The following is a 19,580-nucleotide window of genomic DNA, read 5'->3' as shown; positions in this document are numbered from 1 at the left end:
CGTGACCGCGCCCGCGGGGCAATGTAGGTCGAGGGACGCTCATGAGAGCGCTCTCACACCCTGTGACCGGAGGAACCGATGTCGTTTCCCACTCCAACCCGGCGCGCGTTCGCCACGGCGAGCGCCCTGCTCATGACCGCCGGGCTCCTCGCCGGCGGCGCGACCGCGGCCAACGCCGCAGCACCCGCCGCAGCACCCGCCACGGCGCCCGATCTCGGCGCCGGTGACCGAGCGCGGCCGGGGCATCCCATCGCCGACGTGCTCGAACCCGGCGTCGAGCTGTGGGTGAACCCCGACAGCACGACGCTCGAGGCGGCCGAGACCCTCGAGGGGCAGGCCGCGGCCGACGCCGCCCTGCTCGGCTCCTACCCGAGCGCCACCTGGATCAACGGCGGCACGCCGAACGAGGCCAAGCGCGACGTCAAGCGGGCCGTCGCGACGGCGCATGCGGCGAACGAGGTGCCCGTGTTCGTGGCCTACAACGTGCCGTTCCGCGACTGCGCGCAGTACTCGGCCGGCGGCGCGACCAGCCTCGACGAGTACACCGCGTGGATCGACGGCGTCGCCAAGGGCATCGGCAACAAGCGCGCCGTCGTGATCCTCGAACCCGACGGGCTCGGCATCATCCCCTGGTACACGAGCGTCGACGGCGTCGCCGAGTGGTGCCGGCCCGCAGAGGCCGACCAGGCCACCGCCGCCGCCGAGCGGTTCGCGATGCTCAACCACGCGGTCGACGTGCTGGCCGCGCTGCCCGCGACGAACGTCTACCTCGACGGCACCCACGGCGGCTGGCTCAACGTGGGCGACATCAGCGACCGGCTGCTGAAGGCCGGCGTCGAGCGGGCCGACGGCTTCTTCCTGAACGCCTCGAACTACCACTTCACGTCCAACCTCGTGTCGTACGGCACCTGGATCTCGTCGTGCCTCGCGCTGATGACCGAGGCCGGCGCGACCGCGGCCGATTGCCCGAACCAGTACTGGAACGGCGGGCCCTCGAACGGCTGGAACGGCGTCGCCCTCGACTCGTACGGCGTCTGGAGCGCCGACGCGACCGAGCCCTCGCTGAACACGGCCGGCATCGACGAGCGCTACGCGTCCGCGCTCGCCGCGGCGGGCATCGAACCCGAGGCGCGCTTCGTCGTCGACACCAGCCGCAACGGCACCGGGCCGTGGGACGCCTCCGACTCGGGCCTCGCGGTGCCCGAGGACTGGTGCAACCCGCCCGCACGCGGCCTCGGCGAACGGCCGACGACCGACACCGGCTCGGCGCTCGTCGATGCCCTGCTCTGGATCAAGGTCCCCGGCGAGAGCGACGGCAAGTGCTTCCGCGGCACTGGCGGCCCGCTCGACCCGATCCGCGGCATCGAGGACCCGGCCGCCGGCCAGTGGTTCCCCGAGCAGGCGCGCGAGCTCATCGAGCTCGCGGTCCCGCCGATCGCCGTCGACTGATCGGATGCCCCGGCCGCGTCGTTCGGCGGAACGCGCGGCCGGGGCATCCACCTACTGCGGCAGCGCGTGCCAGGGCGGCACGTCGTAGCCGAGCAGGCGGATGCGCGGATGGTGCGCCGCGAGCGACTCGGTCGCCCACGGGTACACGATCGTGGTGACGGTGCAGTTGCCGAGCACGGGCAGGAGGTCGCGGTAGCCGTCGGCGTCCATGCCGGCGAGTTCGCAGAAGAGCAGGCGGATCAGGGTCGCGTGCCCGACGACCAGCACGCGGCCCTCGGGGAACTCCTCGACGAGTTCGTCGAACACCGGCAGCGCCCGGGCGATGCCCGCTCGGCCGCTCTCGCCGCCGGGGAACGGGTTCGAGGCGGGCTCTCGGCAGAACCCGGCCCACTCCTCGGGGTAGCGCTCGGCGATCTCGGCGGGCGTGAGGCCCTCGCCCGCACCGAAGTCGATCTCCACCAGCCGGTCGTCGCTGCGCAGCGGCAGGCCCGTGGTCTCGGCGGCCGGCGCTGCCGAGCGCTGAGCGCGGCTGAGCGGCGACGCGACGATCGCGTCGAGCCCGGCGTCGACCGCCCACGCGCCGAGCGCGGCCGCCTGTCCGAGACCGTGCCGCGTGAGCGGGACATCCGAATTGCCCGCGTACCGATGCTCGGCGTGCCAGACCGTCTCGCCGTGCCTGGCCAGGAAGAACGTCGTCATGCTGTCAGGGTACGCACCCGCCCGCCCCCGCACCCGCCCTTCGTCAGAAGGCGGTCGTAGGCTGTCCGTCATGCCCTCACTGCACGGCGAGTACAAGGTCCCCGGCGGCAAGCTCGTGGTCGTCGACTTCGACGTGATCGACGACGTGATCCGCAATCCACGGGTCGCGGGCGACTTCTTCCTGGAGCCCGACGAGGCGCTCGGCGACATCGACGGGGCCCTCGACGGCCTGGCCGCGGCATCCGATGCGAAGCAGATCGCGAAGGCGATCTCGGCGGCGCTGCGACCCGACGCGGTCATGCTGGGGTTCTCGGCCGAGGCCGTCGCCGTCGCGGTGCGCCGCGCGATGACCGATGCCCGCACCTGGACCGATTACGAGTGGGAGATCGTGCACGACGCGGCGGTGCCGCCGCGGCTGCACCTCGCGCTCGACGAGGTGCTCGCCGCGCGCGTCGGCGAGGGGCGGCGCAAGCCCACGCTCCGCTTCTGGGAGTGGGACGAATCGGCCGTCGTGATCGGCTCGTTCCAGTCGGTGCGCAACGAGGTCGACGCCGAGGGCGCCGCCAAGCACGGCTTCGACGTCGTGCGCCGCATCTCGGGCGGCGGCGCGATGATGATGGAGAAGGGCAATGTCGTCACCTACTCGCTGTACGTGCCGGCCGAGCTCGTGCAGGGCATGAGCTTCGCCGATTCGTACGCCTACCTCGACGACTGGGTGCTGCAGGGCCTTCGCGCCCTCGGCATCGAGGCGACCTACCAGCCGCTGAACGACATCGCGAGCCCGCTCGGCAAGATCGGCGGCGCAGCGCAGAAGCGGCTGGGGTCGGGCGGCGTGCTGCACCACGTCACGATGGCGTACGACCTCGACAACGAGAAGATGCTCGAGGTGCTGCGCATCGGGCGCGAGAAGATCAGCGACAAGGGCATCGCGTCGGCCGCGAAGCGCGTCGACCCGCTGCGCTCGCAGACCGGGCTCAGCCGCGCGGCCATCATCGAGAGCCTCAAGCAGACCTTCACGTCGCTCTACGGCGCGACGCCCGGCGCGGTCACGGCCGACGAGCTCGCCGAGGCCGAGCAGTTGGTCGAGACGAAGTTCTCGACCACGGAGTGGCTGCAGCGGGTTCCGTAGCGGGTGCGGTGGCGCGCGGCGCGCGGCGCGCGGCGCGCGGGGAATTGCGCGGGGTGGCGGGTGCGGATCGGGCAACCAGACGAGCCGGTTAGAATCGCGGGATGGATTGGTGGATCTGGGTGCTGATCGCCGTCGCGGTCATCGCGCTCGGCTGGGTCGCGCAGCGCGCGGGCTGGATCGACCTCTCCGACAAGACCAAGCGCGGCGGCACGCCGGGCGGCGTCCTCATGATCGGCGACGAGGTCTTCGCACCGCGCAAGTACGAGGCCCAGGTCGAGCAGGACCGGCAGAGCCGACTGCCCGCGCCCGCGCCGCTGCCGGGCGACGGCGACAAGGGCATCGCGTTCGCGGCGAAGGATGCCGACGACGACGACCCCGATCGCTTCCGCGGACGCATCCGCCTCGACGTCGAGCGCTGACGCGCGTGGCGCTCGACGGACCCGACCGCATCATCCACGCGGACAACCTCGAGGTCCTGCCGAGCCTCCCCGACGGGGCGTTCACGCTCGTCTACCTCGACCCGCCGTTCAACACGGGCCGGTCGCAGGCGCGGCGGTCCACGCGCCATGTGCGCGTCGACGAGACGGATGCCTCGGCCGGGGCATCCGGCACCGGAGGCGGCACCGGCAGCACGGGCACCGGCGCCGGCACCATCACCGGGTTCGCGGGCAAGCGGTACGAGCGCATCCGCGGCGACCTGCTGCGCTACGACGACCGGTTCGACGACTACTGGGCGTTCCTCGAGCCGCGGCTGCTGCACGCGTGGCGGCTGCTCGCCGACGACGGCACGCTCTACCTGCACCTCGATTACCGGGAGGCGCACTACGCGAAGGTGCTGCTCGACGCGCTGTTCGGGCGCGAGTGCTTCCTGAACGAGATCATCTGGGCGTACGACTACGGCGCGAAGGCCAAGCGGCGCTGGCCGACCAAGCACGACACGGTGCTCGTGTACGTGAAAGACCCCGACCGCTACTGGTTCGACTCGTCGGCCGTCGACCGCGAGCCGTACATGGCGCCCGGACTCGTGACGCCCGAGAAGGCCGAGCTCGGCAAGCTGCCGACCGACGTGTGGTGGCACACGATCGTCTCGCCGACCGGACGAGAGAAGACGGGGTACCCCACCCAGAAGCCCGTGGGCATCCTGCGGCGCATGGTGCAGGCATCGACGCGCGAGGGCGACTGGGTGCTCGACTTCTTCGCCGGATCGGGCACGACCGGCGCGGTCGCCGCGACGCTCGGGCGTCGATTCGTGCTCGTCGACGAGAACGCCGAGGCGATCGAGGTCATGCGCCGCCGATTCGCCGAGATCTCGGGCGTCGAGTTCGTGGCCGCCGAGTGAGGCCGAAACGTGCCGAGTGATGACGATTCGGCGGGCCATCCCGAGCGTTTCGTCATCACTCGGCGCAAACGGGGTGCGCGGCGGGGTGCGGGTACCCAGCGGTGCAGCTGGAAGGATGCAGGCATGAAGTTCAGGATCTTCACCGAACCACAGCAGGGCGCGACCTACGGCCAGCAGGTGCGCATGGCGCAGGCTGCCGAGCGGCTCGGCTTCGACGCGTGGTTCCGCAGCGACCACTTCCTCGCGATGGACGTCGACCCCGGCCCCGGGCCGACCGACTCGTGGGTCACGCTGGGCGCGCTCGCGCGCGAGACATCCACCATTCGCCTGGGCACGCTCGTGACGAGCGCGACCTTCCGGCATCCGTCATTGCTGGCGATCCAGGTCGCGCAGGTCGACGAGATGTCGGGCGGGCGCGTCGAGTTCGGCCTCGGCACCGGATGGTTCGCCGCCGAGCACGAGGCGTACGGGTTCCCGTTCCCCGAGCGGCGGTTCGGGATCCTCGAGGAGCAGCTCGAGGTCGTCACGGGCCTCTGGTCCACGCCGGCGGGCGAGACGTTCTCGCACGCCGGCGAGCACTACACCCTGAAGGATGCCCCGGCCCTGCCCAAGCCCGTGCAGCAGCCCATCCCGCTGATCGTCGGCGGCGCGGGCCCGAAGCGCACCCCAGCGATCGCGGCGCGCTTCGCGGGCGAGTACAACGTGGCGTTCCGCGCCGACGCCGAGATCGCGGCCGGATTCGCGCGCGTGCGCGAGGCTGTGGAGGCGGCCGGGCGTCCGGCCGACTCCATGCGGTACTCGGCGGCGCTGACGTCGACCGTGGGCGAGACGGATGCCTCGTACCGCGCGCGTGCCGAGCGCATCGGCCGCGACCCCGAGGAGCTGCGCCGCAGCGGCGTCGCGGGCACCCCGCAGCAGCTCGTCGACCGCATCGGCGGCCTCCGCGACCTCGGCGTCGAGACCATCTACCTGCAGGTGCTCGACTTCGACGACCTCGACGTGCTCGAGCTGCTCGCGAGCGAGGTCGTGCCGGTGTTCGCGGAGTGACCGACGCGGGCGGGCGCGACGCGGGCGAGCCCGACGCCGTCGCCGCGCTGCGCGCGCGCATCCTCTCGGGCGACCTGCCCGCCGGCGCGCGCCTGCCGAGCGAGCTCGCGCTCGCCGCGAGCCAGGGCACGTCGCGCGGTGCGGTGCGGGGCGCGCTCGCGGCGCTCGCGCGCCAGGGGCTGATCGAGTCGCGCCGCGGCGCGGGCTGGTTCGTGCAGTCGGCGCAGACCCAGGGCTTCGACCGGATGCGTTCGTTCACCCAGTGGGCGCAGGGCCGGGGTCGCGCCTCGGGCGGGCGCATCATGTCGCGCGAGCGTCGTCGCCCAACGGCCCGCGAGGCTCGACGGCTCGGCATCGGCACGGGCGACGAGGTGCTCGTCATGGTCCGCGTGCGAACGCTCGAGGGGCGGGCGGTGATGATCGAGCGCTCGGTCTGGGCGCCATGGGTGGTCGCGCTCGTCGAGCGCATGCCCGACGACGTGCACTCGACCACGAGGCTTCTCGGCGACGCCGGCATCGTGATCACCCACGGCACGCACCGCATCGAGGCGGTGGCCGCCTCGAGCGATGACGCACGCCTGCTGGGCGTCCGGCGATCGAGCCCGATGCTGCAGGTGCGGCGCGAGACCTACGCCGCCAACGGTCGCCCGGTCGAATCGGGCGAGGACCGCTACGTGCCCCACACCATCTCATTCGAGGCGCAGGCGGCGGGCGCGGCGGAGCTCCCCGACCTTCCCTGAGCGGACCTCCTTCGGGCCGTTCGACGCCCACTGTGCGCAGTGGGCCGACGGATTCGACGCATCCACGGCATCCGCTGCCGGGAGGTCCCGCCGTGTTCACCATGCGGACACCTCCGCCCGATTTCGTGGCAGCGTTCCGGCCCAGGTCACTCGAAGGACGCATCGTGTCGAAGCCCACCGTTCCCCCCACCCGGCGGACCCGTCGAGGGCGCCCGGCGCTGCTCGGCGCGGCCTTCGCCGCCGCCACCGTGCTCTTCGCCGGCATCGCGGTGCCTGCCCAGGCCACGACCGACCCGGGCGCGGCGATCGGCGCGCGATCAGCGGGTGCCCCGGCGACCGGCAGCTCCGCGACCGGCAGCTCCGCGACCGGCGGCGCGACGGGCGCCGGATCGACGGGCGCGGCCCCCGCGCCCGTGCCCGAGATCGCCGTCGTCGGCGGCACGGTCGCGTTCGGCGCGATCACGGGGCTCACCGGCGAGCTCGTGGTCTCGGTCGCGAGCCCCGACGGGGTCGTGGCGGCCGTGAGTCCCGGCGCCGACGGCCTCTACCGGTTCTCTCCCGCGATCGCGGGCGAGTACACCGTCGCGTTCTCGGCCACCGACGCCGAGGGTGGCATCACCGAGCAGACCCGCACGGTCGTCGTCTCCGGCGAGGGCCCGGAGTCCCCGGTCGCACCGGAGGCGTCCGGGCCGTCCGATGCCGCAGCGAACGACGCCGGGGCCGCTGACGCTGCCGAGGCATCCGACGCTGCCGCGACCGGTGAGCCCGACGTTCGGTTCGCCGCGATCGGCGACATCCACAACAGCTGGAGCGAACTCGCCGAAGCGTACGACTTCTGGGCCGCCGAAGACGTGAGCACGGCGCTGTTCGTGGGCGACCTGACGAACAACGCCACCGCGAGCGAGTACGCCGGGCTGAAGAGCACGGTCGACGCCAAGGCAGGTCTCGGCATCGAGCTCGTCGCCTCGCTCGGGAACCACGACGTCGCCGGCATCGCGTCGTACGACCTGTTCACGCAGGCCACGGGCGGGCAGAAGCCCAACGCCGATTACACGATCGAGGGATACCACTTCATCACGGTCTCGCCGGGTGCCGGAACGCTCGACCCGGAGACCGGCAAGCCGTCGTCGGCGAGCTCGGGCAACTACGCCTACGCGGCGGCATGGCTCCAGCAGCGGCTGGCCGCGGCGACTGCCGAGGACCCGACGAAGCCGGTCATGGTGCTCGTGCACCACCCGCTGCGATGCACGCACTACGTGTCGAACGAGTGGTACGGCACCGGCCTCGCGAGCGGCTGCGGCGACACGCTCCAGTCGGTGTTCGACGACTACCCGCAGGCGGTCGTCTGGGGCGGGCACATCCACACCCCGCAGAACATCCCGACGTCGGTCTGGCAGGGCCAGGAGCACCGCACCGGCGATCGTGCGGGCAAGGGCTTCACGACGGTGAACGCGCCGCCGCTCGCCTACTACGAGTTCGAGTCGGGCGTCGTCAACACGAGCCCCACCAGCCGCTCGAACGACACGACGCCCGACGATGCCGGCAACAACCGGCAGACCGCCATCGTCGAGATCACCGGCTCGCAGGTCACCATCAAGAACTACGACCTGCTCGCCGACCGATGGATCGACCAGACCTGGTCGTGGGACGTCGCCGACTCCGTCGACACCACGAAGAGCTACGACGAGCGCTTCCCGCTGAACAACACCCACCGCGCGAGCCTCACCGACGCTCCGCAGTGGCCCGCGGGTGCCGCCGTGCAGGTCGACGGCATCGGCGAGGACAAGGCCATGGTCGCGTTCCCGCAGGCCGTGCCGGCACCGAACCCGGTGCAGGACATCGTCCACAAGTACCGCTACACGACCAACGACGTCGCGACCGGGCAGACAGTCAACACGTTCCTGCAGTGGTCGGGCTTCTACAACCTGCCGATGCCGACGAGCCGCGCCCACGAGGTGTGGAACCTGCGTCCGGCGCGCGAGTACGAGGTGCGGGTGACGCCGATCAACGCGTGGGGCAAGGAGGGGGCGCCGCTCACCGCACGGTTCACCACGACCGGCTCGACGGGCCCGGTCGAACCACCGTTCGACCCCGACGCGCTCACCTTCGACGACCTGCGAGAGCCGGTGCCGGCCGCCGACCTCCTCGACGTGCGTTTCGTCGACGGCACGGCGAAGGATGCCTCGCCGAAGGCCTGGGCGCTGACCGCGGGCAGCGCAGCGCGCGTGATCGACGACGCCGACCTCGGCGCCCAGGTGGCGATCGGGCGACAGGGCACCGCCTCGGCGTTCCGCACGGCGAACCTGGGCGACGCCGACTACGCGAAGCTGCAGGACGGCTTCACGATCGACGCGACGTTCAGGATCGACGCCATCGACAAGCCCGTCGGCGGCTACGTCGACGTGGTCGGGGGCATGCAGAGCGGCGGCATCGGCCTCGAGGCGGTGCGCACCGCCTCGGCCGAGACCTACGAGCTCGGGTTCTGGTACGCGAGCCCCCGGCCCTCCGTGCAACTGGAGTACGGCACCTGGTACCACGTGACCGGGTGGTACGACGGCACCGATGCCCGCCTGTATGTCGGCGGTGCGAAGGCCGTGGCCACGACCGACGTCTCGTTCCCGGTCAAGCCGAGCAACGCCGCGGCGAGGTACCTCGCGATCGGCGGCGACGCGAACCCGGGCGGCACGCTCGACGACGCGACCTTCAACGGCCGGATCGCGGGCGTCGAACTCTACAGCACGCCGCTCTCCGAGAAGAACGTCTACCGTGTCGCGAACCGCGAGCTGAAGCTGCTCGACGCCACGCCGCCGCAGGTGCAGGTCGCGCCGGCGCCGGGAGCCGTCGCGATCGTCGGCAGGCCCTACTTCGCGCCGGCCCCGCAGGCCGTCGACAACTCGGGCCGCGTCGAGGTCGCCGTCGAGGTCACGGACCCCGCGGGCGCGGTCATCGAGGTGACGCGCACGGCCGACGGGCGGCACACGTTCGTGCCGACGACGCCGGGTGCGCACACGATCACCTATCTCGCGACGGATGCCGCAGCCCGCCAGGCGCACGCCGCCTTCACGGTGACCGCGGCCGACGGGTCGGCCGAGATGGCCGAACTCCTCGAGCCGCTTCCCGTCGCCGACCTGCTCGACCTCGGCTACACGGGCGGCAAGCCCGCCGACCGGTCGCCGCGGGCGCACGCCGTCACGGCGGGCAACGCCGCGATCTCGGTCGATCCCGAGCTCGGCGGAGAGGTCGCGACGTTCACCGGCAACTCGGCGCAGGGCTCGCGGATCGCGTGGTCCGATGCCGACTACGCGAAGACCGAGGACGGCTTCGCCATCGAGTCGGTCTTCAAGGTGCCCTCGATCACCACCGAGCGGGACATGATCTCGAACACGCAGACCGCCGGCCAGGGGCTCGAGATGCTGCCCGGGACGCAGGCCGGCAAGGTCTCACCCGAGCTGTGGGTGCGCGTCGGCGGCCGCTACGTCGTCGCGCGTGCCGAGAACGCGGTGACGGCCGGCCGGTGGACCCACGTCGTGGCGACCTACGACGCCGCGAGCGGAGCCCTGCGGATCTACGTCGACGGCCGCGAGGCCGGAACAGCCGCCGCCACCGGCGGCGGCAAGGTGCAGAACCCCTCGGGCGCCGCGCGCGCGTTCGTCGTCGGCGGCGACATCTCGTCGTCGGGCACCGTCGAGTACCCGTTCGAAGGCGCCATCTCGACCGCGCGCATCTTCAGCGAGCCGGTCGCCGCGAAGGCGGTCTCGCGTCTCGCCGCGAACGCCCTCAAGCGCAACGACACCACGCCTCCGCTGCTCGAGGTCGACCCGGCACCGGCCGCCACGGCCACCGTGGGCGAGGAGTACTCGGTGCCGGCCGGCATCGCGGGCGATGACTCGGGCTCGGTCACCGTCGCGATCACCGTCTCGGGGCCGATCGGCGAGGACGTGCCGATCGAGCCGGGCACGATCGTGCCGCCGGCCGTGGGCACCTACACCTTGACGTACACGGCGCTCGACGCGGCGGGCAACGTCACCGAGGCCGCGTTCGAGGTGGTCGCGACGGAGCCCGCGCCGGTCGCCACCGTCGCGCCCAGCCTCACGGGGACGGCCCGGGTCGGCGGCATCCTCTTCGCGAGGCCGGGCGAATGGAACGCCGAGGGGCTGGCGTTCGCCTACCGCTGGACCGCTGACGGCGAGGAGCTCGCGGGCGAGACCGGCGCCGAGCTGCGGCTCGCCGGCGAGCACAACGGCGCCGAGATCGCGGTCGAGGTCACGGCCACCCGCGCGGGCGCCGCGCCGGGCACGGCCACCTCGCCGGCGATCCAGGTCGAGGCACTGCCCGCCTGGCGGGCCGAACAGGTCTACCTCGCCGGCGACGAGGTGCTAGACGACGGCCGCGTCTACATGGCGCAGTGGTGGACCAGGGGCACCGAGCCGGGCTCGACCGTGCGGCGGGGCACTGCGCACGGCGCGTGGGCCGAGCGGGGCGTCGAGGTCGTCACCCCGCAGGGCGTCGTGCCCACCTGGACCGGCTCGTGGATCTACACCGGCGGTGAGACGGTGGCCCACGAGGGGCGCCTCTACCGGGCGTCGTGGTGGACCAGGGGCCAGGAACCCGGCGCCGTGAAGCACTCGGCCTGGGAGGACCTCGGTGCGTTCTGATCGTCGCCTCGGGAGGGGAGCGATCCTCGGGGGCGGCCGGTTCCCCGGACGCGGCCCGCTCCTGGGCCGTTCGCTCGTGGTCCGTTCGATCCTGCTCGTCGTCGTCGCGCTCGGACTCGTCATACCGGCCGCTCCGGCCGCCGCGCACAGCTACGCCGCGACCGTCTTCGCCGACGTGACCGAACCCGAGCCGGGACTCGTCCGCACGGTGCTCGAGGTCGAGTACGTCCTCCTCGCGACCGACGGCGCGCGGGCCATGGATGACGCCGACTTCGAGGCCGACGCCTACGCCGACGTGCAGGCATCCGGACGGGATCCGCAGCGGCTCACCACCGCCATGCTCGAGCGGCACTCCGACACCGTGCTCGGCTACGTCCTGCCGAGGTACGCCGTCGAGGCCGGGGCGGAGTCCGCCGGGGCATCCGCCTGCCCGAACGAACTCGCCGAACCGTACGCGATCACGATTCGCGACGGCGTGCCGCACGCCCGTTTGGTGATCGACGCCGACTGCCGCGACGAGGTCGGCGCCGCGCCGGCGGTGTACCGGATCAGCACCGAGCTGTTCCCCGGCACCGAACCCGGTGGCAAGACGACGACGATCGTCAGCTACGACCTGCGGTCGGGCTCGGGCGTCGCGAACCTCGACACCGACCAGAGCCCGACGATGACCACGACGCAGGACTGGGGTTCGCGCATGGGCGAGTTCCTGATCCTCGGCGCCGAGCACCTGCTGTTCGGCCCCGACCACCTGCTGTTCCTGCTCGCCCTCATCGTCGGCGCCCGACGGCTTCGCGACATCGTCATGGTCGCGACGGCGTTCACCGTGGCGCACTCGATCACCTTCGTGCTCGCCGCGCTCGGCCTGGTCAGCATCCCGGCTGAGATCGTCGAGCCCATCATCGCGTTCTCGATCGCCGCGGTCTCGCTGTGGAGCGTCTGGGGCTACTGGCGCCATCGACGGGCGGCACAGGGGCTCGCGGCGGTGGGACTCAGGCAGGCGGGCGCGTCGGGGGCCGGTACGTCGCCGGCCCCGGCACCGTCCGCCTCGATGCGCCCGACCGGCCGAGGGGTCGCCCTGCAGGAACGCACCGCAGCACCCGTGCTGTCGGCGGCGCTCGTGCCGCCCCGCGGATTCAGCAGCGACGATTGGACGCGGATCCTGGTGGTCTTCGGGTTCGGCCTCGTGCACGGCGTGGGCTTCGCGGGCGCGCTCGGCATCGACGAGCCGTTCTCGTGGGGACTGCTCGGCGCGCTGCTGGTGTTCAACCTCGGCATTGAGCTGACCCAGCTCGTGATCATCGCCGTCGCGTTCCCGCTGTTCGTGCTGCTCCGGCGGCGCCTGCCGATCGCATCGGTATGGATCCAGCTCGGGGTCGCGGTCGTCGGACTCTACTGGTTCGTCGAGCGGCTCCTCGGGGCCGGCTGAGCTGCCGGGGCGGCGCGGGTGAAGCCCGCCCGCCGGCCCGGCCTCGCCTAGCTCGAGGCCCGTACGACCAGTTCCGTCGAGAGGATCGTCGCGGCCTCGACCGGCCGGCCCTCGATCAGCGCCACGAGCTTGCGCGCCATCTCGGCGCCCATGCGGTTCGACGGCTGACGCACGGTCGTGAGCGCGGGCATGGCGGTCGCGGCGTAGCGGTCGTCGTCGAAGCCGACCACCGAGACGTCGTCGGGCACCGACCGACCGGCCTCGGCCAGCGCGGTGAGCGCGCCCATCGCCATCTGGTCGTTGGCGGCGAACACGCCGTCGATGCCGGGTTCGCGCGCGAGCAGGCGCCGCATCGCGTCGGCACCCGAGGCCGGGCTGAAGTCGCCGAACTCGACGAGGTCGGTCGCGAGACCGGCCGCCGAGGCCGCCGACTCGAATCCGCGGAGGCGGTCGACGCCGGGCGGCATGTCCTGCGGGCCCGCGATCGTGGCGAGCCGTCGCCGGCCGCGCGCGACGAGGTGCTCGGTGCCCGACGCGGCCCCGTGCGTGTTGTCGACGTCGACCGTGAACTCGCTCGACTCGCCGTCGAGCGGGCGACCGCCGAAGACGAGCGGCAGCGAGCGGCCGAGGTGGGCGTACGAGTGGTCGCCGGTGTGGTGCGAGACCACGAGCGCGCCGTCGACGTTGCCGCCGAGCAGATACCGCCTCGTCTTGTCGGGGTCGACCTCGGACTCGATCATCATCGTGAGCGTGTACTCGGTCGGGGCGATCGCCATGGCGACGCCCTGCACGATCGACGCGAAGAACGGGTCGTCGAAGACGCGTGCCGCCGACTCGGGCACGATCAGCGCGATCGCCTGGGTGCGCCGGCTCGCGAGCGACCGCGCCGCACGGTTGGGCACGTAGTTCAGTTCCTCGATCGCGCGCTGCACGACCTCGGCGACGTCGGGGCTCACCTTGGGCGAGCCGTTCACGACCCGCGACACCGTCGCCCGCGAGACGCCGGCGTGAGCCGCGACCATCTCGAGCGTGGGGGCGCCGCCCCCGCTGATCGCCGTCATCGCGTGCCCCCTCCCTGCAGCTTCACTCCACGATAGCCGCCGCCACGAAGGATGCCCCGGCCGGGGCATCCGTCATCGCAGCGGCGACCGGTGCGACGCGGTCGGCGGATGCCCCGGCGACGGATGCGCCGTCGGCGGCCTTCGCGTCGGCGATGAGTCGCGCGTAGGCGAGCGCGCTGTCCTTCGGCGTGCGCTCGAAGGTGTCGTAGTCGACGCGCACGATGCCGAACCGCTTCTCGTAACCCCACGCCCACTCGAAGTTGTCGAGCAGCGACCAGACGAAGTACCCGCGCACGTCGGCGCCGGCCTCGATGGCGCGGCCGACCGCGGCGACGTGGTCGAGGATGTACTGCGTGCGTTCGGCGTCGTGGATGGCGCCGTCCTCGGACACGACGTCGTCGTAGGCCGCGCCGTTCTCGGTGATGTACAGGGGCGGGAGGTTGTCGTACTCGCGGCCGAGGTGGACGAGCAGTTCGGTGAGCCCCTCGGGGTTCACCTCCCAGTCCATGGCCGTGCGCGGCAGGCCGCGGCTGGGCATGCTGACGTACTCGCTGCCCGGGAACGGCGAGCGGCCGGGCTTGTCGGTCGGCCGCAGCGAGCGGGGCGCGTCGGCGGGCAGCGGATGCCCCGACACGTTGTCGTCGTGGTAGTGGTTGACGCCGAGGAAGTCGATCGGCTGCGAGATGACCTCGAGGTCGCCGGGCCGGATGCGGTCGGCGAGGCCGAACTCGGCGACGTCCTCCAGGAGGTCGGCGGGGTAGGCGCCGAGCAGCATGGGCTCGAGGTACATGCGGTTCCAGAGCGCGTCGATGCGGCGTGCCGCCTCGAGGTCGACGGGGTCCGCCGGGTCGTTCGGCACCGCGTTCGTGAGGTTCAGGGTGATGCCGAGCTGGATGTCGCGCCCGGCGTCGCCCGCGAGCTCGCGCAGCCGCTGCACGGCGAGGCCGTGCGCGAGGTGCTGGTGGTGCACCGCCGCGAGGCCCGCGACGGGGTCGTTCAGGCCGGGCGCGTGCTCGCCGCCGACGTAGCCGATGAGCGAGGAGCACAGCGGCTCGTTGAACGTCGTCCAGTGCGAGACCCGGTCGCCGAGCGCGCCGTAGACCGCCTCGGCGTACTCGAGGAACCGGTACGACGTGTCGCGGTTCGCCCAGCCGCCCTGCTCCTGCAGCGCCTGCGGCAGATCCCAGTGGTAGAGCGTGAGCCACGGCAGGACGCCCTGCTCGAGCAGTTCGTCGACCAGGCGCGAGTAGAAGTCGAGCCCTTCGGGGTTGACCGCGCGGCCGCCGGGCACCACGCGCGCCCAGCTCGTCGAGAACCGGTACGAGTCGAGGCCGAGCCGCTTCATGAGCGCGACGTCGTCGCGGTACCGGTGGTAGTGGTCGACCGCCCGGTCGGGGGTGTCGCCGCCGGCGATCGCGCCCGGCACGCGAGCGTACGCGTCCCAGATCGAGTCCTCCTTGCCGCCCTCATGGGCGGCACCCTCGATCTGCGCGGCTGCCGTCGCCGAGCCCCAGATGAAGCCCTGCGGGAAATTCGTCGCTGCCATCAGCCCTTGACCGCTCCTGCCATGATTCCGGAGATGAGTTGCTTGCCCGCCACCACGAAGAGGATGAGGAGCGGGATCGTCGCCATGACCGCGCCCGTGAGCACGATCGAGTAGTCGATGTAGTAGCCCGACTGCAGCTGGCTGAGCGCCGTCTGCAGGGTGGGGTTCGAGGGGCTCAGTACGATCAGCGGCCACAGGTAGTCGGTCCAGGCCGTCATGAACGTGAACAGGCCGAGGATCGCCATCGCGGGTCGCGCCGCCGGAAGGCCGACGGTGAGGAAGGTGCGGAACTGGTTCGCCCCGTCGACGCGGGCCGCCTCGATCAGCTCGTCGGGGATGACGTCGACGAGGTACTGGCGCATGAAGAAGACGCCGAACGCCGTCACCAGGGTCGGCACGATGACCGCGCCGATGGTGCCGGTCCAGCCGAGCTCCTTCATCACCATGAAGAGGGGGATGATGCCGAGCTGGGTCGGGATCGCCATGGTCGCCACGACGAAGACCATGAGGCCGTTGCGACCGCGGAAGCGCAGCTTCGCGAACGCGTAGCCCGCCAGCGTCGAGAAGGTGACCACCGAGATCGTGATGATCGAGGAGATGATCACGGAGTTGCCGAGCGCGAGCCAGAACGGGATCGCGTCGAACACCTTCTGCGCGTTTGCGAGGAAGTTGCCGCCCGGCACGAGCGGCAGGGTCTCGCCGCGCGTGGCGTTGGTGCCGGAGCCGACCACGAACGACCACCACAGCGGGTAGGCGCTGCCGATGAGGAACGCGGTGAGCAGGCCGTAGGTGAGGAATCCGGGGCGGCTGCCGATGCCGGCGGTGCCGGAGCTGCGGCGGCGCCGGGGGCCGCTGGGGCGGCCGTTGCCGCGTCGGCGGCCGACGACGTCGGGGTGCGCCGCGGTCTCGGGGCCGACCACGTCGACCTCGACCGCCGGGAGGGGCTGGGGGATGGCGGTGCTCATCGGTTCTCTCCTCGGGCGAGCGCACGACGGGTGCGGCGGTTCGGGCGACCCTCTCCGGTCGCGATGCGGCGCGAGATCAGGAAGTTGACGAGCCCGAACCCGATGATCAGCAGGAACAGCAGCCAGGCGACGGCCGCGGCCTCGCCGAAGTCGCGCCGGAAGAAGGCGAGCTCCCACATGAACAGCACGGTCGTCTGGAACTGGCGGTCGCTGCCGCCGATGCCGCCCGCGTTGGACACGTCGAAGAGGCGCGGCTCGGCGAAGATCTGGAGGCCGCCGATGGTCGACGTGATGATGACGAAGATCAGCGTCGGGCGGATGGACGGGATCGTGATCGAGAAGAAGCGACGGATGCTCCCGGCGCCGTCGATCGCGGCCGACTCGTAGAGGTCGCGGGGCACGGACTGCATCGCCGCGAGCAGGATGAGGGCGTTGTAGCCGGTCCATCGGAAGTTCACCATCGTCGCGATGGCGAAGTGGCTGAGGAACGTGTCGTGCTTCCACGCCTGGTCCTGGATGCCGATCAGGTTGAGCAGGTTGTTGGCGAGGCCGTCGGCCTCGTTGAAGATGCTCGAGAAGATGATCGCGACGGCGACCGGAGTGACGACGAAGGGCAGCAGTACGCCCATGCGCCAGAAGGTGGGGGCGCGCAGGCCCTGGTCCAGCAGGTACGCGACGACGATGGCGACGATCAGCTGGGGGATGGCCGAGAGCAGGAAGATGCTCACGGTGTTGAAGATCGAGTTCCAGAACATGCTGTCGCCGAGGATCTCGACGAAGTTGTCGAGACCGACGAACGGCCCCTGGCCCTTCAGGAGGTCCCACTCGTGCATCGAGACCACGAGCGTGTAGGCGAGCGGGAAGAGGCCGGTCACCGCGAACAGGATGAAGAACGGCGAGGTGTAGAAGTACGGCGACGCCTTGAGGTCGAACCGGGACAGACGCTGCTTGGCGGTCAGTCGGGGCGGGCCCGCGGGCGGCGGTGTCGGCGCCGCGTCCGCGCGGGGAGTGCGGAGCGTGGTGGTCATGGCTGGCCGTTCTCGATCGAGGGAAGTGTGGGGTGGGGGCGGTGCTGGGGGTGGGGCCCCCGGGCCTGAGCCCGGGGACCCCACGGCGAGCGCGAAGCGCCTGCCGGTTTACTCCTCGACGAGCTCGTGCAGCAGCTCGATCGCCTGGTCCCAGGCGGCGGCGGTGTCGACTTCGCCGCGGTCGAGGGCCTGCAGCGGCGGGCCGAAAACGTTCTCCTGGATGACGGAGTCGTCGGCGCCCTTGAACTGCGCCTTCACACCCTCGGCGCGGGTCGCGAGGATCGCACCGGTGGGTGCGCCGTTGAAGAACTCGTTCGGCTCAGCGGCGCTGGCGAGCTCCTCCTGCGCGCCCAGGGTGCTCGGGAAGTTGCCCGCGGCCTTGGACTGCTTGACCTGCTGCTCGGGCTGGGTCAGCCAGTCGGCGAGCTTCGCGGCCTCTTCCTTGTGCTGGCTGGTCTCGGGGATCGAGAGCCAGGCACCGCCCCAGTTGCCGGCGCCGCCGGGGAACACATCGGCGAAGTCCCAGCCGGTGCTGGCGTCGCCGCCGCCGGCCTCGACCTGGCCCTGCACGACGCCGAGCATCCAGCCCGGGCAGACGAAGGTCGCGAAGGTGCCGTCGACGAACGACTTGCCGCCGTTCCAGTCCCAGGCCGCCTGAGCAGCCGACTGGCCGCCCTCCGTCGCCGCGCCCAGCAGGCCGAAGAGGTCGCGCAGCTCGGCGTTGTCCTCGACGTTCAGCTCGCCGTCGGCGGTGTAGTAGCCCTCGTCGAGCTGGTTGACCATCGAGTTCCAGACGAAGCCCGAGTGGTCATACCACGCCTTGCCGGTGGCCGCGGTGTACTGCGCGCCCACCTCGAAGTAGTGCGCCCAGTCGCCCTCGAGGAGCGCGGCGACCTCTTCGCGGTCGGTCGGCAAGCCGGCGGCCGCGAAGGCCGGGCCGTTGTAGCAGAGGCCGGTCGGGCCGATGTCGGTGCCGTAGCCGATGACGCGGCCGTCGGCGTCGGTCGCCTGCTCGTACTTCCAGTCGACCCAGTCGCCCTTGCGGTCCTCGATGCCGTACTCGGTGAGGTCGACGAACTGGTCGGAGACCTCCATGATCGCGCCGAGCCAGCCCTCCTCGATGGCGACGACGTCGCTGAGGCCCGAGCCCGCCGCGATCTTCGTGAAGGCGTCGGTGCGGGCGTTGCCGCCGGTGTCGATGTTGGTCGCCTCGATCTTCACGCCCGGGTTGGCGGCCTCGTACTCCTGGTACAGGTCGTCGTAGCCGAACGTGCCGAACGTGGTGACGGTGAGGGTGATGTCCTCGCCGTCACCGCCCGAGTCGCCACCGGTGGAGCATGCGGTGGCAAGGAGGGCGATGGATGCCGCGCCGGCGATGGCTGCGACACCGCGGGTGCGTCGTGAGAGCTTCACGGTCACTCCTTTGTGTGCGTGGGGTTGATGGGAATGGTGCAAAGGCGCTTTGAGAGCGCTCTCTCACATCCATGTGAGAGCGCTCTCACAACGTCGGTGAGACCTTACGGGCATTCGACGGCAAATGTCAAGAGAGCGCTCTCACGACACGCCGAGCCGGACACCGGGCCGATCTTCGCCGCCCGGCCGAGGGGCACGCGGGACACGGCCGGTACACTCGAACGATGCCTGTCGACGCCCGCCACGATCGCGACCCGTACGATCCGTACGACCTGCGCGAGGCGATGGCCGACGAGGAGGCCGCCGCGCTGTCGCGCCGCCGCCTGGCGGTCGCGCTCCCGGTGATCGGGGTGCTCATCGCGATCGCCGCGCTCGTCGTCGGCTTCGTCACCGGCGCCTCGCCCGGCGGCGGTTCGGCCGGCGCCGACGGGGCATCCGCGTCGAATCCGCCGCGGCCGGCCCCCACCGCCGCAGCCCCTCCCGCCGTGGTCGAGACCTTCGACCGCGCCGCGCACTCGCTCGACGATCCGGCCAGCATCTGGGTGGTCGTCAACAAGCTTCGGCCGATCGTGCCCGACGACTACGAGCCCGCCGACCTGGTCGACGTCCCCGTCGCCCACACGTGGGAGCCGCTGATGCGGCACGAGGCATCCGACGCCGCGGTCGCGATGTTCGACACCGCCGCCAACGAGGCCGGGCTCTTCCTCGCCTCGAACAGCGCCTACCGCTCGTACTGGGCGCAGGACGAAGTGTACGACGGCGACGACGAGACGACCGCGAGGCCGGGCTACAGCGAGCACCAGACCGGACTGGTCATGGACATCGGCGCGGAGTCGGGGGAGTGCTCGCTCGCCGAGTGCTTCGGCGAGACGCCCGAGGGGGCCTGGCTGCGCGACAACGCGTACCGGTTCGGCTTCATCCTGCGCTACCCGGCCGACAAGCGCGACGTGACCGGCTACACCTACGAGCCGTGGCACTTCCGCTACGTGGGCGTCGACCTCGCGACCGAGATGCGCGAGACCGGGTTCACCACCCTCGAGGAGTTCTTCGGACTCCCGGCCGCGCCCGACTACGAGTAAGGGG

The 19,580-nt window shown here is 71.7% G+C and carries 15 protein-coding genes; 9 read left to right on the top strand and 6 right to left on the bottom strand.

The annotated features are described in order from the left end of the window. Positions 1 to 78 precede the first annotated feature (78 nt). On the top strand, positions 79 to 1,449 hold the full coding sequence (locus GE115_RS07550) for a glycoside hydrolase family 6 protein (RefSeq protein WP_246190622.1): 1,371 nt from the start codon (positions 79 to 81) through the stop codon (positions 1,447 to 1,449). Positions 1,450 to 1,500: 51 nt separating this feature from the next. Here GE115_RS07550 and GE115_RS07545 read toward each other — a convergent pair whose 3' ends face one another. Next, complete coding sequence (locus GE115_RS07545; protein WP_153684156.1) at positions 1,501 to 2,148, bottom strand: histidine phosphatase family protein; 648 nt, start codon at positions 2,146 to 2,148, stop codon at positions 1,501 to 1,503. A 79-nt stretch (positions 2,149 to 2,227) separates the two neighbouring features. Here GE115_RS07545 and lplAB point away from each other — a divergent pair, with 79 nt between their 5' ends. The 7 genes from lplAB (at position 2,228) to GE115_RS07500 (ending at position 12,484) form a co-directional block, all read left to right on the top strand. Next, positions 2,228 to 3,277 (top strand): lipoate-protein ligase LplAB, encoded by a 1,050-nt coding sequence (lplAB, locus tag GE115_RS07540; protein ID WP_153684373.1) that lies wholly within the window; start codon positions 2,228 to 2,230, stop codon positions 3,275 to 3,277. A gap of 101 nt (positions 3,278 to 3,378) precedes the next feature. Next, complete coding sequence (locus tag GE115_RS18310; protein WP_172979746.1) at positions 3,379 to 3,696, top strand: hypothetical protein; 318 nt, start codon at positions 3,379 to 3,381, stop codon at positions 3,694 to 3,696. Next, positions 3,693 to 4,616 (top strand): DNA-methyltransferase, encoded by a 924-nt coding sequence (locus GE115_RS07535; RefSeq protein WP_153684372.1) that lies wholly within the window; start codon positions 3,693 to 3,695, stop codon positions 4,614 to 4,616. The genes GE115_RS18310 and GE115_RS07535 overlap by 4 nt, the downstream gene beginning before the upstream one ends. A 123-nt stretch (positions 4,617 to 4,739) precedes the next feature. After that, positions 4,740 to 5,663, top strand: a complete 924-nt coding sequence (locus GE115_RS07530) for an LLM class F420-dependent oxidoreductase (protein WP_153684155.1) — start codon at positions 4,740 to 4,742, stop codon at positions 5,661 to 5,663. Further along, positions 5,660 to 6,403 (top strand): GntR family transcriptional regulator, encoded by a 744-nt coding sequence (locus GE115_RS07525; protein WP_153684154.1) that lies wholly within the window; start codon positions 5,660 to 5,662, stop codon positions 6,401 to 6,403. The genes GE115_RS07530 and GE115_RS07525 overlap by 4 nt, the downstream gene beginning before the upstream one ends. 164 nt (positions 6,404 to 6,567) lie before the next feature. After that, positions 6,568 to 11,058: a LamG-like jellyroll fold domain-containing protein gene (locus GE115_RS18305; protein WP_216648785.1), complete on the top strand. Its 4,491-nt coding sequence runs from the start codon at positions 6,568 to 6,570 to the stop codon at positions 11,056 to 11,058. A 76-nt stretch (positions 11,059 to 11,134) separates the two neighbouring features. Further along, positions 11,135 to 12,484, top strand: coding sequence for a HupE/UreJ family protein (locus GE115_RS07500; RefSeq protein WP_312854996.1), 1,350 nt, complete (start codon positions 11,135 to 11,137; stop codon positions 12,482 to 12,484). A gap of 47 nt (positions 12,485 to 12,531) precedes the next feature. Here the strand turns inward: GE115_RS07500 and GE115_RS07495 are convergent, their stop codons facing one another. From GE115_RS07495 to GE115_RS07475, 5 genes are all read right to left on the bottom strand, one after another. Then, the gene (locus GE115_RS07495; protein ID WP_153684153.1) at positions 12,532 to 13,545 is read right to left on the bottom strand and encodes a LacI family DNA-binding transcriptional regulator; all 1,014 of its coding nucleotides are present in this window, start codon (positions 13,543 to 13,545) and stop codon (positions 12,532 to 12,534) included. 22 nt (positions 13,546 to 13,567) lie between these two features. Next, positions 13,568 to 15,091 (bottom strand): glycoside hydrolase family 1 protein, encoded by a 1,524-nt coding sequence (locus GE115_RS07490; protein ID WP_153684152.1) that lies wholly within the window; start codon positions 15,089 to 15,091, stop codon positions 13,568 to 13,570. After that, positions 15,091 to 16,056, bottom strand: coding sequence for a carbohydrate ABC transporter permease (locus tag GE115_RS07485; protein WP_153684151.1), 966 nt, complete (start codon positions 16,054 to 16,056; stop codon positions 15,091 to 15,093). The genes GE115_RS07490 and GE115_RS07485 overlap by 1 nt, the downstream gene beginning before the upstream one ends. Then, positions 16,053 to 17,084, bottom strand: a complete 1,032-nt coding sequence (locus tag GE115_RS07480; RefSeq protein ID WP_153684150.1) for a carbohydrate ABC transporter permease — start codon at positions 17,082 to 17,084, stop codon at positions 16,053 to 16,055. The genes GE115_RS07485 and GE115_RS07480 overlap by 4 nt, the downstream gene beginning before the upstream one ends. Before the next feature lie 108 nt (positions 17,085 to 17,192). After that, the gene (locus tag GE115_RS07475; RefSeq protein ID WP_312854995.1) at positions 17,193 to 18,497 is read right to left on the bottom strand and encodes an ABC transporter substrate-binding protein; all 1,305 of its coding nucleotides are present in this window, start codon (positions 18,495 to 18,497) and stop codon (positions 17,193 to 17,195) included. A 224-nt stretch (positions 18,498 to 18,721) separates the two neighbouring features. On the opposite strand from GE115_RS07475, the gene GE115_RS07470 reads away from it, so the two are divergent. Further along, positions 18,722 to 19,576 (top strand): M15 family metallopeptidase, encoded by an 855-nt coding sequence (locus tag GE115_RS07470; RefSeq protein ID WP_246190621.1) that lies wholly within the window; start codon positions 18,722 to 18,724, stop codon positions 19,574 to 19,576. The last annotated feature ends 4 nt before the right edge of the window (positions 19,577 to 19,580 follow it).

The organism is Agromyces agglutinans (assembly GCF_009647605.1).
Taxonomy (GTDB): Bacteria; Actinomycetota; Actinomycetes; order Actinomycetales; family Microbacteriaceae; genus Agromyces; species Agromyces agglutinans.
This window is presented reverse-complemented; position numbering and strand designations above follow the sequence as displayed.

Coding starts and splice junctions, on each gene's coding strand:
- GE115_RS07470 (WP_246190621.1), top strand. CDS start 18,722: ATGCCTGTCGACGCCCGCCACGATCGCGACCCGTACGATCCGTACGAC.
- GE115_RS07495 (WP_153684153.1), bottom strand. CDS start 13,545: ATGACGGCGATCAGCGGGGGCGGCGCCCCCACGCTCGAGATGGTCGCG.
- GE115_RS07545 (WP_153684156.1), bottom strand. CDS start 2,148: ATGACGACGTTCTTCCTGGCCAGGCACGGCGAGACGGTCTGGCACGCC.
- GE115_RS07485 (WP_153684151.1), bottom strand. CDS start 16,056: ATGAGCACCGCCATCCCCCAGCCCCTCCCGGCGGTCGAGGTCGACGTG.
- GE115_RS07530 (WP_153684155.1), top strand. CDS start 4,740: ATGAAGTTCAGGATCTTCACCGAACCACAGCAGGGCGCGACCTACGGC.
- GE115_RS07480 (WP_153684150.1), bottom strand. CDS start 17,084: ATGACCACCACGCTCCGCACTCCCCGCGCGGACGCGGCGCCGACACCG.
- GE115_RS07550 (WP_246190622.1), top strand. CDS start 79: ATGTCGTTTCCCACTCCAACCCGGCGCGCGTTCGCCACGGCGAGCGCC.
- GE115_RS18310 (WP_172979746.1), top strand. CDS start 3,379: ATGGATTGGTGGATCTGGGTGCTGATCGCCGTCGCGGTCATCGCGCTC.
- GE115_RS07490 (WP_153684152.1), bottom strand. CDS start 15,091: ATGGCAGCGACGAATTTCCCGCAGGGCTTCATCTGGGGCTCGGCGACG.